The organism is Peristeroidobacter soli, assembly GCF_004138485.1.
GTDB lineage: Bacteria > Pseudomonadota > Gammaproteobacteria > Steroidobacterales > Steroidobacteraceae > Steroidobacter > Steroidobacter soli.
Genome location: NZ_ML142848.1, coordinates 1440264 through 1452988, shown reverse-complemented (window position 1 = coordinate 1452988; position 12725 = coordinate 1440264). Strand labels below are relative to the sequence as shown.

Sequence of the window (12725 nt, the reverse complement as noted above, 5' to 3'; positions counted from 1 at the left end):
ACGGGCGAGCGCGGTGCCGGGAGGAGGAATACCCCCTCGGCGCCGTGCAAGAACCGACGCCTCTTCAGCGCGACCCGCGAGGCGGCCGTTCTTCGAGCGTCGCTTCAATGGACAGCGGCGAGCGCCCCCGCCGGCCGCGGATTTCCAGCACCGAGCCGGGCGACATCGCGGCTACACGATTCAAGGCCTCCTGCGCATTCACGATCTGCTGACCGTTCAGGTGAGTCACCAGATCATCCACTCGCATGCCGACCTTGGCGGCCGGGCCGAGCGGATCCACTGAACTGATGCGCAAGGCCACTGGCGGATCGATGCCCAGCGCCGCCGCTGTTGTCCGAGGAAGCTCTTCCGAAGACACGCCCAGCCACCCACGCCGCACGCGGCCGTGCGCGATGATTTCATCCATCACCCCGCGCACCATGTTCACGGGAATCGCAAAGCTGATGCCGTCCGTGCCCAGCGTCTGCGCGAGCACCGCGGTGTTGATGCCGATCAATTCGCCGTCCGTGTTGATCAGCGCGCCACCGGAATTGCCGAAATTGATGGCCGCGTCGGTCTGAATGAAATCCTCGAAATCGGTGACGCCCAGTCGACCCCGGCCCGTGGCACTGACGATGCCTTGGGTCACTGTCTGACTGAGCCCGAACGGATTGCCGATCGCGAGCACCACATCGCCCGCGCGCAGGACATTGGAGCGGCCCATGGGCATGACCGGCGGGTTCTCCAGATCCACGCGCAGGACCGCGAGATCGGTATCCGGATCGGTGCCTACGATAGTCGGCGTGGCCACGCGGCCGTCGGCCAGCTGCACGCGGATCTGATCCGCGCCGTGGACCACGTGGTCGTTGGTGATCAGATGGCCGTCGGAATCGACAATGACGCCCGAGCCGAGGCTGCCTTCCACGCGCTGCCGGACCTGGGCCGGATTCTGTCGTAACAGCGGGCGACCATTGGTGGCCGTGCCCGGCGCGTTCGCGACCACGCGCGCCGTGTAAATGTTAACTACGGCCGGTCCGGCCCGGCTGACCGCATCGGCAAAAGACCGGCGCAATTCGCCCTCGCGCGGCGTGAAAGCCACGGGCGAAGCAGGGGATTCATGCGTGACGGGCGCGGCCGATGGCACGGTCTGCGCCGGTCGGACCAGCAGCAGTACGGCGGCGATGGCCAGGCCCACCAAGGTCCATTTCAGCAGGAACAACAGGGTCTGCGGCACGGTGGGCACGGATACGGCTCGAATAAGAGTACCGGTGATGACCGGGGGCGCTTCAAAGTGCGCTGAGCGATATGTGTATAATGCGGAATTCCTTGAACGTTTGAAACCTCGCTGGGCTTCAAGGGCTCGGGTGAGGTTGCGCGTGCGACAGATGCCTCGCGGAGATTGTGGATGTCAGAAGTAGATAAAGATGGGGTGGATGGCGGCCGGCGCCATTTCCTGCTGGTCGCGACAACCGTCACTGGCATAGCCGGTGCCGCCATGACCGCTGTCCCGTTCCTCGCGTCCTGGAAGCCGAGTGCTCGCGCGCAGGCGCTGGGCGCGCCGGTCGAACAGGACATCAGCAAGCTCGAGTCCGGCTCCATGGTCAAGGTGAACTGGCGCGGCCAGGCCATCTTCATCGTGCGTCGCTCGCCCGAGATGATGAAGCAGCTCGAGGATCCCACGCTCGCGGAGCGCCTGCGCGACCCGAAGTCGGAGCAGTCCGACCAGCCCAAGTACGCCCAGAACGAAGTGCGCTCGCTGAAGCCCGAATATCTGGTGCTGGTCGGCGTGTGCACGCATCTGGGTTGCGCGCCGATGAGCCGCTTCCAGCCCGCGGACGCCGAGCTCGGCGCCGACTGGCCGGGTGGCTTCTACTGCCCGTGCCACGGCTCGAAGTTCGACCTGGCCGGCCGCGTGTTCAAGGACGTGCCCGCGCCGTTGAATCTCAAAGTGCCGCCATACCGTTTCATTACCGACGGCGTGGTGCAGATCGGCGTTGACGCGGAGGTTGCATAATGAGCGCCACCATGCCGGAGAAGGGCAAGATGGGTCAGCTCGTCGACTGGATCGACGCGCGCTTCCCGCTGACTCGCACGTGGAAGGAACACGTCAGCGAGTACTACGCGCCGAAGAACTTCAACTTCTGGTACTACTTCGGCTCGCTCGCGCTGGTCGTGCTGGTACTGCAAATCGTCACGGGCATCTTCCTGACGATGAACTACAAGCCCTCGGCCGCGGACGCGTTCGCGTCGGTCGAGTACATCATGCGCGACGTGGAGTGGGGCTGGCTGATCCGCTACATGCATTCCACCGGCGCATCGGCGTTCTTCATCGTCGTCTATCTGCACATGTTCCGCGGCCTCATGTACGGCTCGTACAAGAATCCGCGCGAGCTGGTGTGGATCTTCGGCATGCTGATTTATCTGTGTCTGATGGCCGAGGCGTTCTTCGGCTACCTGCTGCCTTGGGGCAACATGTCCTACTGGGGCGCGCAGGTGATCGTGTCGCTGTTCGGCGCGATTCCCGGCATCGGTGAGTCGCTGGTCGAGTGGATCCGCGGCGACTACTACATCTCCGACATCACGCTGAACCGCTTCTTCGCGCTGCACGTCATCGCGTTGCCGCTGGCGCTGGTGTTCCTGGTGATCGCACACATCCTCGCTCTCCACGAAGTGGGCTCGAACAATCCTGACGGTGTCGAGATCAAGAAGCTGAAGGGCCCGGACGGTCATCCGGTGGACGGCATTCCGTTCCATCCGTATTACACCGTGAAGGACCTGGTGGGCTTCGTCGTGTTCGCGATGGTGTTCGCGCTGGTGCTGTTCTTCGCGCCGGAAATGGGCGGCTACTTCCTGGAGCACGCCAACTTCGATCCGGCCAACCCGCTGCAGACGCCAGAGCACATCGCGCCGGTGTGGTACTTCACGCCGTTCTACGCGATCTTGCGCGCGGTTCCGAACAAGCTGATGGGTGTCGCGCTGATGGGCGCGGCCGTGGTGTTGTTCGTGTTCCTGCCGTGGCTGGACCGCTCCAAGGTCAAGTCGGTGCGCTATCGCGGCTGGCTGTGGCGCGGCTTCCTCGGCGCGTTCGCCGTGAGCTTCATCGCGCTCGGCTACCTCGGCCTGAAGCCGGCGACTCCGGAGTACACCCTGGCGGCGCGCTTCTTCGCGGTCGTTTACTTCGCGTTCTTCCTGCTCATGCCCTGGTACACGAGGATCGACCAGACCAAGCCTGTGCCGGAACGCGTGACCTACCATGCCCACTAAGCATCTAGCCGAAGCCATGATGAAGAAGAGTTTCCATAAGCTGGTTCTGGGTGTGGTGGGCCTGTCCGCTCTGACGTGGTCCGCGGTCGGCGCGGCGGCGGAAGGCCATAACTCGGCCATGCAACTGGCGCGCAACGACGTTGCCAATGTCGCCTCGCTCCAGCGCGGCGCCCGCAACTACGTGAACTATTGCAGTGGCTGCCATTCAGCGAAGTACGTCCGCTACAGCCGTCTGGCGAAAGACCTGTCACTGAGCGAAAAGCAAGTGACTGACAACCTGATGTTCGTGGGTGAGCGAATCCACGACACCATCAAGATCGGCATGAAGCCGGAAGATGCCAATCATTGGTTCGGGACCACGCCGCCGGACCTGTCCCTCATTGCGCGCAGCCGTGGGGCCGACTACATCTACTCCTTCCTGAAGTCGTTCTATCTGGATCCGAGCAGGCCGACGGGTACCAACAACCTGATCCTGCCGGGCACCGCCATGCCGCACGTGCTGTGGGAGCTGCAAGGTTTGCAGCAGGCGGTCTATGATGGCGAGAGCGATGCGGAACACAACACGGTCCACAAGAAGTTCAAGGAATTCGAACTGGCGAAACCAGGCAGCCTTTCGCCGCAGGAGTACGACCAATTCGTCCGCGACACGGTCAATTTCCTCGACTACATCGCCGAACCGATGCAGATCGAACGGCGCAATCTGGGCATGCGCGTGCTGGCATTCCTGATAGTCTTCTTTCTGTTCGCCTACTTCCTGAAGAAGGAGTTCTGGAAGGACGTCAAGTAGCGCCCCGCGTGGGTGCTACGGCGCGTTCGGTCAGAGCTGTCTGGAGCGTACTGCCATGATGACGCTCTTCTCGCGCGCCGACGATCCCTGGAGCCACCGCACCAGGATCGTCCTTGCTGAGAAGAGCATTCATGTCGAGACCATCGACGTGCAGGGCGGTAACCTGCCCGAGGACCTGCTCGACCTGAACCCATACCACACGGTCCCCACTCTGGTGGACCGTGATCTGGTGCTCTACGACTCCCGCGTCATCATCGAATACCTGGACGAGCGCTTCCCGCATCCGCCGCTGATGCCCGTGGATCCGGTGGCCCGCGCGCAATTCCGGCTGGCGCTGTATCGGATCGAGCGGGACTGGTACAGCCTCGCGCAGCAGATCGACGACCCCTCGGATCGCAAGAACGGCCAGAAGGCGCGCAAAATCCTCCGCGACAGCATTCTGGCCAGCACCGACGTGTTCAAGGCCAAGCCGTACTTCCTGTCGGACGAATTCTCGTTGGTGGATGCCACCATCGCTCCCATCCTGTGGCGCCTGTTGTATTGGGAAATCGACTTGCCAGCGCAGGCGCAACCCATTACCAAGTACGCCAACCTGTTGTTCTCTCGGCCTGCGTTCCGGCACAGTCTGTCGCGCGCCGAGCAGGAAATGCGCGCTTAAAGCCCGCGGCGGTACTCATGGCAGATGCTCCAGTTCGATCGCGTCGTCCCTATTTATTGCGTGCCATGCACGAATGGATCAGTGACAGCGATCAGACTCCCCACATAGTCGTCGATGCTTCGTTACAAGGCGTGGAAGTGCCGCGCCAGTACGTTCAGGGAGGCAAGATCATCCTGAACGTGAGCAACAGTGCGACCAGCAACCTCAGCCTGGGGAATGACCTGGTCCGGTTCCGAGCCAGATTCGGCGCGGTTACGCACGACGTGATGGTGCCGATTGCGGCGGTACTCGGTATCTATGCGCGCGAGACGGGGCAGGGAATGATTTTCTCGGAAGCCGACGCGCCGCCGCCGACGCCACCGACTGCGCCGACGGAAACCCCGGCCGGCAGCCCGGAGCAGCCCAAGCGTTCCAAACCGACCTTGAAGGTCGTCAAATAACGCAGCCACATCGTTTGTTTTGACCCGGCTCGCTGGCCCGGAAAGGGGCGCGGCGTCTAGAGTCGCGTTGAGACCTGTATTAGCGCTGCCGGCCCGGAAGGGCACGGCGTTGTGGCCGCGTCAGAAGTTGAGTTGCCGCGGCCGGCTCGGAAGGGCACGGCGTTGTCGCCGCGTCAGAGGTTGAATTGCCGCGGCCGGCTTGGAAGGGCACGGCGTTGTGGCCGCGTCAGAGGTTGAGTTGCCGCGGCCGGCTTGGAAGGGCACGGCGTTGTGGCCGCGTCAGAGGTTGAGTTGCCGCGGCCGGCTTGGAAGGGCACGGCGCTAAGTCGCGCAAGCGAGGTTCGGCTGGTCGCCGGCCCGAAGGGCCGGACGACAGTGGCGGGCTCAGGGATTCAGCCGCGTCCCGGTCCAGGGACCGGCGCTGAACGAAAACTCATCTTTCTTCGTGAGCGGCCGCGTCCAGCGCGCGCGCTCGTGGATGCGGCCGGCGCCTTCCGCCCATAGTTCGATCGAATCGATCCACAGTCGGACGCCACCCCAGTGCGGTGGCCGCGGCACTTCGCCTTCGGTCGCCTTCTGCAGGCCCAGTCGCTCTTTCACTGCTTGAACCTGCGCGGCCAGCGCATCGCGCGACGCAAGCGGTTCACTTTGGCGGCTGGCCCAAGCACCGACACGGCTTTCGAACGCGCGGCTGGCGAAATATTGATCGCTCTCCGGGGCCGGCGACAGCACGATCGGCCCTTCCAGCCGGACTTGCCGATGCATCGTGTCCCAGTGAAACACCGCCGCGGCGCGGGGATGCTCCTCCAGCTCGCGGCCTTTGCGCGAATCGTAGTTGGTGAAGAACACCACGAAGCCCTGGTCCGGGACCAGTCGCTTGCACAGGACGACGCGCGCCGAGGGTGCACTGTTTTCGCCCACCGTCGCGACCACCATCGCGTCCGGGTTTGGTTGCACGTTGCGCGCCCGCGCATCGCTGAACCATGTCGCAAACATGGGCAAAGGATCGGCGGGCAGGGGTTCGGGAAGCAGTTCGTCGGCGGCCATGTCGCAATTATGCCATTCCGCGCACCGATTTTATGAGGCGCTAACTTGCAGCGCGCGCTCGCGGGTTGGTAAAAGGCGTCAGCACCCTGACGTGCGCCGGATCCAAATCCCCATGAATCTGCAAGAAATTCGCGAACGTCTGTCCGAGCTGGACCGGCAGATGCTCGCGCTTGTCGCCGAGCGCCAGCGGCTCAGCCGCGAGGTCGCCGAGGCCAAACAGGCCGAAGGCAAGGGAACGCGCGATTACACCCGCGAGCGCGAGGTCGTGATGCGCGCCCGTGCCACGGCCGAGTCCCTCGGCATTTCTCCGGCGCTGGCGGAACAGGTCATGCGGCTGTTGATCCGTGGCTCGCTCACCACGCAGGAGCGCATTCGCGTTGTCGCCGGCGGTCGCGGCGGCGGTAAGACCGCGCTGATCATCGGCGGTACCGGCAAGATGGGCCGCTGGTTCAGCGATTTCATGGCCTCGCAGGGATACACCGTGACCGTGGCCGATCCGGCGCGCCGCCCGGACAACGCGGCATATGCGTACATCGCGGATTGGCGCGAAAGTGCGCTCGACTACGATCTGATCGTGGTCGCCACACCGCTCAAGATAGCGAACGTGGTGTTGCAGGAACTGGCCGAGCGCAAGCCGCGCGGCATCGTCTTCGACATCGGCTCGCTCAAGACTCCGCTGCGACAAGGCATCGATGCATTGAAAAGCGCCGGCGTGAAAGTCACGTCCGTGCACCCCATGTTCGGCCCGGATACCGAGCTGTTGTCGGGCCGGCACGTCATCTTCATCGATGTGGGCAACAAGGAAGCGGTGACCGCGGCGCAGGAACTGTTTGGCTCGACCATGGCCCAACAAGCAGTCATGGGTCTCGATGAGCACGACCGCTTGATCGCTTACGTGCTGGGTCTGTCGCATGCGTTGAACATATCGTTCTTCACCGCGCTCGCCGAGAGCGGGGAAGCGGCGCCGCGCCTCGCGCAACTGTCCAGCACGACCTACGACGCGCAGGTCGATGTCGCGACCCGCGTGGCGGCCGAGAGTCCCGATCTATATTTCGAAATCCAGCATCTGAACGACTATGGCCGCGAATCGCTGCTGGCGTTACGCAAAGCCGTGGAGAAGTTGTGGCACTCGGTGTCGACCGGCGACGCGCCGGAGTTCACCGCCATGATGCAGCAGGGCCGCGAGTATCTGGCGGGCCGTGTGCGGAATGATTAGCTCTCTGTCAGTGAGGCACACATAGATGTCGGCCCGGGATCTCCAAGGAGAGATCCGCGAATTGCGCGGGCGAATCGCCGCGCTCATGGACGAGGCTGCGACCAATGAAAAGCTGCTGCGGCGGAGTCAGGAGCGCGAACTCGAACTGCTCAAGGCCGAGAACATGTCGCAGCTGTTCGACGCTATCTGCAAAGGGCTGAAAGCATCGTACGCGCTCGAGTCCGTGACGTTGCTGTTGCTGGATCCTCAGCACGAGATCCGTCATCTGCTGATCGCCGACAATGTGAAGCTGGAAGACTTTCCGCAGGTGTTGTTCACGGACAGCCTCGCGGGCATGGCGCCGCAGTTCAATTCATTTCACCGGCCGTGGCTCGGGCCCTATATGGGCTGCGATCATCAGCTGCTGTTCCCCGGCACGCCGGGTCTGAAGAGCGCCGCGCTGATTCCGTTGCGCCGGCAGGATCGTCTGCTCGGCAGCCTCAACTTCGGCAGCGTCGACGAGAAACGTTTCTCACGGCATCTCGCGACCGACTTCCTCGCGCACCTCGGCGTGATCGCATCGTTCGCGATCGAGAACACGATCAACCGCGCGCGCCTGGTCCGCAGCGGGCTGACCGACTTTCTCACCGGCTGGCACAACCGCCGTTATCTCAACGCGCGGCTCAAAGAAGAGCTGGCCCGCGCGCAGCGCCAAGGCACCAGTCTCACGTGTCTGGTCATCGACCTGGACCGCTTCAAACAGATCAACGATCAGCACGGCCACCTCGCCGGCGACATGGCTTTGCGCGAGGCCGCGCAGCGAGTCGATGCGCACATCCGCGGCAGCGATGCCGCGGCCCGGTTCGGCGGCGACGAGTTCGTGGTGCTGGCACCGGCGATCGCTACGAAGCAGGCGGCGTGCCTGGCGGAGCGCATCCGCACGTCCGTATGCGAGACCCCGCTGATCCTGCCGTCCGGGGTGGCGTTGAATATGACCGTGTCCATCGGCGTCGCGTGGATCACGGTCTCGCGCGACGAGGCCGACCTCAAGGCGGCTGCCGAGCGGCTGCTGGCCGATGCCGATGCCGCGCTGTACCGGGCGAAACAGGCCGGCCGCAACCGGGCCGCGCTCGCCAACGGCGAAGAGATGCCCGATAAGCCCTGCGGCTGAGCCGATTCTTCGATCCCCGCCGGCCAAAAAATAAAAAACCAGTTCCCCCGCGCGTGCACGGGAGGGGTTAGGGGGTGGGTCCCAACTCCAAAACGTGATTAAATGCGATTCATTCGCATTGATTGCATCGAGGTTCCGCGGGTCATGGCAGTAAGGTTCGGTGTGTTTGCGCCAATGCTCGGCGCGCTGATGCTCGCGGCAGGACTCGTCGGCTGTGCCAAGCAACCCTCCGAGCTGGTCGTGTATTCGGCTCGCAACGAGCAACTGATCAAGCCCATCTTCGATCGCTACTCCGCCGAGACCGGCCAGAAGATCCGCTTCGTCACCGACGACGCCGGTCCGCTGATCGAGCGCTTGAACGCCGAGGGCGCGAATTCACAGGCGGACATTCTGATGACCGTGGACGCCGGTGAGCTGTGGCATGCCGCCGATCTCGGCCTGATGCAGCCGGTGAATTCGGCAGTGCTCAACGCAAACATTCCCGAGAGCCTGCGCGATCCGCAGGGCCGCTGGTTCGGCTTTTCGATCCGCGCGCGCACCATCGTTTACAGCACAGAGCGTGTGAAGCCGGAAGAGTTGAGCGACTATGCGTCACTCGGCGGCGAGCGTTGGAAGGGCAAGCTGTGCCTGCGCACGTCGAAGAAGGTTTACAACCAATCGCTGGTCGCGATGCTGATCGCCGAGTTCGGCGAGCCCAAGACCGAAGAGATCGTGCGTGGCTGGGTGGCGAATCTGGCCGCCGAGCCGTTCTCCAACGATACGTTGCTGATGGAAGCCATCGCCGCCGGTCAGTGCGACGTGGGTCTGGTGAACACCTATTACTTCGGCCGACTGTTGCGCGATAAGCCGGATCTGCCGATCAAGCTGTTCTGGGCCGATCAGGCGGGGCAGGGCGTTCACGTGAATATTTCTGGCGCCGGTGTCACGGCGCACGCGCCGCGCGGCGAGCAGGCGAAGAAATTCCTCGAATGGTTGTCGCAGCCTGAGGCGCAGTCGTTCTTCGCGGGTCAGAATCTGGAATATCCCGCCAGCCCCGGCATCGAGCCCGATCCGATCGTGAAGGCATGGGGCGATTTCAAGCGCAGTCCGATGAACGTGGCGCAGGCGGGCGAGCTGCAGGCCACGGCGGTGAAGTTGATGGATCGGGTGGGCTATCGCTGACCAGTTGCAAGTATGAACATTGGGTTCCGAGTGTCACCCGGGTATAGGGACGTACCCCGCCGCCACGAGCGGCGGCGAGCAGCAAAGTCGCGTCTTTTTGCTAGCTCGCACGAGGGTCGTGGCAGGGCTTGGCGGTGGCTTTCAGCGAAGCGCTGCTTCGCTCCGCCGAGCGGGTGGCCATGGATGGACACCCTGGGCTTACGCGGAGCAGGACGGCGCAGCGTAATGCCCGATCCCGAGTTTTAAATGATGCAGCCCGAAACGCGGCGCGCGTGGCGCGACCCGTGGAGCATGGTGCTCGCGGTCGTGCTGTGCTTGCCCGCGCTCGTGCCTCTGCTGGTCATTGCGCACGCGACGATCTCGCCTGAAGCCGAAGTCTGGGCGCACCTGTCGCGTTATGTGCTGCCCGAAGTCACCGTCAACACGATCAAGTTGCTGATCGGTGTCGCGCTGTTGAGCGGCATCGTCGGCACGGCGCTCGCGTGGCTCACGTCGATTTGTGAGTTTCCCGGCCGGCGCTTTTTCGATTGGGCACTGTTGTTGCCGCTGGCCATTCCCACCTATGTGCTGGCGTTCGTCGCGGTGGGCTTTCTCGATTTCTCCGGTCCGCTGCAGAGCTGGTTGCGCGCGTTGACCGGCACTTCCGCCTGGGTGCCGAAGATCCGCTCGACGGGCGGCGTGATCATCGTGCTGTCGCTCGCGTTGTATCCGTACGTTTATCTGTTGGCGAGGACGGCGTTTCTCACTCAAGGCCGGCGCGCGCTCGAAGCGGCGCAGATGTTGGGAATCGGGCGAGGCGCGGCGACGTGGAAAGTGGCTCTGCCGATGGCGCGTCCCTGGATCGCGGCCGGCATCGCGTTGGTCTGTATGGAAACATTGGCCGACTTCGGCGCCGTCTCGGTGTTCAACTACAACACGTTCACGACCGCGATTTATCGCGCATGGTTCGGCATGTTCTCCGTGAGCGCAGCGTTGGAGCTGGCCGGTGTGCTGCTGCTGTTTGTGATCGCGGCGTTCGCACTCGAGCGTGGTTCGCGAGCGGGCGCGCGTTTTTCGAGTAGTCGCGATATGACGCGTGAAGCAACGCGCATGAACCTTGGGCCCGTCGCGAGATGGGGCGCATTCGTCGCCGCGACGCTGGTGTTGGCGCTCGCCTTCGCGTTGCCGCTGTTGCAGCTGTTGATCTGGTCCATCAAAAACGTTGGCGACATCGACAGCCGCTACTGGGGATTCATCGCGCGCAGTCTGATGCTCGCGGCAAGCGCGGCGATCGTCATCGTGGCTGCGAGCCTGGCGCTCGCATACATCGAGCGACGTAGATCGACGACGTCGATCCGCGTGCTCGTGCGACTCGCGACGTTGGGTTATGCCATTCCGGGAACCGTGCTCGCTGTTGGCATCGCTGTGCCGCTGGTGTTGTTGAACAATCAGCTGCAGAGCTGGTTGCGCGCGTGGCTGGGTGAGTCGGCGCCGGTGCTGTTGCTCCAGGGCACGTTGCTCGCCGTGCTCATCGCGTATCTCGCTCGCTTTCTCACGGTGGGATTCAATCCGGTCGAGAGCGGTTTGCAGCGAGTGACTCGCAGTATCGACGAAGCCGCTGCCAGTCTCGGCGTGGTCGGCACCGATCTGATTCGTAAAGTTCACGTGCCGCTGCTGCGAACCAGTCTCGCGACGGCGGCGACCTTGGTGTTCGTCGACGCGATGAAGGAAATGCCGATCACGTTGATCACGCGTCCGCCGGGCTGGGACACGCTGGCGGTGCGCGTGTGGGAGATGACCTCCGAGGGTGAGTGGGAGCGCGCCGCGTTGCCGGCGGTCGCCATCGTGCTCGTCGGACTCATCCCCGCCGCCATGCTGACCCGCAGAGGTGCGCATGTGGCTTGAGCTGGAAAACATCGTCCGTCGCTTCGGCGAGCGCTCCGCCGTGAATGGCTTGTCGATGCGCCTGGCGAAGGGCTCGATCGGTTGTTTGCTGGGGCCGAGTGGCTGTGGCAAGACGACGGCGTTGCGTTGTATCGCGGGGTTCGAGCCGGTCGATGCCGGCGAGATTCGCGCGCACGGTCGCGTGCTCGCTTCCAAGGAATTCAATTCGCCGCCGGAAAGCCGGCAGATCGGCATGGTGTTTCAGGACTACGCGTTGTTTCCGCATCTGACGGTGCTCGACAACGTCGCGTTCGGCCTGCACCGTCTGGATCGAAGCAAGCGCAAGCGGCGTGCCGAAGAGATATTGGAAACCGTCGGCCTGGCGGAGCACCGGAGCCATTACCCCCATCAGTTGTCCGGCGGGCAACAACAGCGCGTGGCGTTGGCGCGAGCGTTGGCGCCGGAACCTGCGATCGTGTTGCTCGATGAACCGTTCTCCAGTCTCGACGTCGAGCTGCGTGAGCGCCTGAGTGTCGAAGTGCGGTCCGTGTTGAAGACGCTGAACACGACGGCTTTGCTCGTGACTCACGATCAGCAGGAAGCCTTCGCGGTCGCCGATGTCGTGGGCGTGATGAAGGACGGCAAGCTCGAGCAGTGGGACACGCCGTATGAGCTCTATCATCGACCCGAGACGCGCTTCGTCGCCGATTTCATCGGTCAGGGCGTTTTCATTCCGGGCGAGATCGTTGCCGCCGGCTCGGTGCGTACCGAGCTCGGCGTGGTTCGTGCGAATGGCAACGGGCAGTGGCAGACCGGCCGGCAGGTCGACCTGTTGCTACGTCCCGACGATGTCATTCACGACGACGCCAGCGAGCTGCGCGCGGAGGTCTGTCAGCGCGCGTTCCGAGGAGCGGAGTTCCTTTATACGTTGAAACTCGCGAGCGGTGTGCAGCTTTTGTCGCTGGTACCGAGCCATCACGACCACGCGGTCGGTGAGCGCATCGGCATTCGTATCGAGCCCGACCATGTGGTGGCTTTCGCCCGGGACTGATGGTGAGCGCGGATGTCTTTTCGAAGCGACTTAACGTCGCTTCGAACCGCGCGAACGCCGGTACACGGATGTAACGGCCGACGTCGATCCAGGGACGGCTGCTTGAGAT

At 63.5% G+C, this 12725-nt stretch carries 12 protein-coding genes; 10 read left to right on the top strand and 2 right to left on the bottom strand.

Annotation, left to right across the window (positions count from 1 at the left end):
• Positions 1-64: 64 nt before the first annotated feature.
• The gene (locus tag EKO19_RS06095; protein ID WP_217705139.1) at positions 65-1222 is read right to left on the bottom strand and encodes a S1C family serine protease; all 1158 of its coding nucleotides are present in this window, start codon (positions 1220-1222) and stop codon (positions 65-67) included.
• 162 nt (positions 1223-1384) lie between these two features.
• Here EKO19_RS06095 and petA point away from each other — a divergent pair, with 162 nt between their 5' ends.
• Genes petA through EKO19_RS06070 form a run of 5 tightly spaced genes read left to right on the top strand, consistent with a single transcriptional unit; the run spans position 1385 to position 5128 of the window.
• The gene (petA, locus tag EKO19_RS06090; protein ID WP_129775460.1) at positions 1385-1993 is read left to right on the top strand and encodes a ubiquinol-cytochrome c reductase iron-sulfur subunit; all 609 of its coding nucleotides are present in this window, start codon (positions 1385-1387) and stop codon (positions 1991-1993) included.
• Between the two features lie 29 nt (positions 1994-2022).
• Entirely contained in the window at positions 2023-3243 is a 1221-nt protein-coding gene (locus EKO19_RS06085; protein ID WP_129776018.1) for a cytochrome b, read from the top strand.
• The gene (locus EKO19_RS06080; protein ID WP_217705138.1) at positions 3233-4030 is read left to right on the top strand and encodes a cytochrome c1; all 798 of its coding nucleotides are present in this window, start codon (positions 3233-3235) and stop codon (positions 4028-4030) included. The genes EKO19_RS06085 and EKO19_RS06080 overlap by 11 nt, the downstream gene beginning before the upstream one ends.
• Positions 4031-4088: 58 nt before the next feature.
• A complete protein-coding gene (locus tag EKO19_RS06075; protein ID WP_129776016.1) occupies positions 4089-4688 on the top strand; it encodes a glutathione S-transferase N-terminal domain-containing protein in 600 nt (199 codons plus the stop codon).
• 17 nt (positions 4689-4705) lie between these two features.
• On the top strand, positions 4706-5128 hold the full coding sequence (locus tag EKO19_RS06070; RefSeq protein WP_129775459.1) for a ClpXP protease specificity-enhancing factor: 423 nt from the start codon (positions 4706-4708) through the stop codon (positions 5126-5128).
• 384 nt (positions 5129-5512) lie between these two features.
• Here EKO19_RS06070 and pdxH read toward each other — a convergent pair whose 3' ends face one another.
• Positions 5513-6175: a pyridoxamine 5'-phosphate oxidase gene (pdxH, locus tag EKO19_RS06065; RefSeq protein ID WP_129775458.1), complete on the bottom strand. Its 663-nt coding sequence runs from the start codon at positions 6173-6175 to the stop codon at positions 5513-5515.
• A gap of 112 nt (positions 6176-6287) precedes the next feature.
• On the opposite strand from pdxH, the gene EKO19_RS06060 reads away from it, so the two are divergent.
• From EKO19_RS06060 to EKO19_RS06040, 5 genes are all read left to right on the top strand, one after another.
• A complete protein-coding gene (locus EKO19_RS06060; RefSeq protein ID WP_175596966.1) occupies positions 6288-7391 on the top strand; it encodes a prephenate dehydrogenase/arogenate dehydrogenase family protein in 1104 nt (367 codons plus the stop codon).
• 25 nt (positions 7392-7416) lie between these two features.
• Positions 7417-8541: a GGDEF domain-containing protein gene (locus tag EKO19_RS06055; RefSeq protein ID WP_129775456.1), complete on the top strand. Its 1125-nt coding sequence runs from the start codon at positions 7417-7419 to the stop codon at positions 8539-8541.
• 144 nt (positions 8542-8685) lie between these two features.
• Positions 8686-9702: a Fe(3+) ABC transporter substrate-binding protein gene (locus tag EKO19_RS06050; RefSeq protein ID WP_217705136.1), complete on the top strand. Its 1017-nt coding sequence runs from the start codon at positions 8686-8688 to the stop codon at positions 9700-9702.
• Between the two features lie 246 nt (positions 9703-9948).
• Complete coding sequence (locus EKO19_RS06045; protein ID WP_217705135.1) at positions 9949-11586, top strand: ABC transporter permease; 1638 nt, start codon at positions 9949-9951, stop codon at positions 11584-11586.
• Positions 11576-12616 carry an ABC transporter ATP-binding protein gene (locus EKO19_RS06040; protein ID WP_129775455.1) on the top strand — a complete coding sequence of 347 codons (1041 nt, stop codon included), beginning with the start codon at positions 11576-11578 and terminating at the stop codon, positions 12614-12616. The genes EKO19_RS06045 and EKO19_RS06040 overlap by 11 nt, the downstream gene beginning before the upstream one ends.
• Positions 12617-12725: the final 109 nt, after the last annotated feature.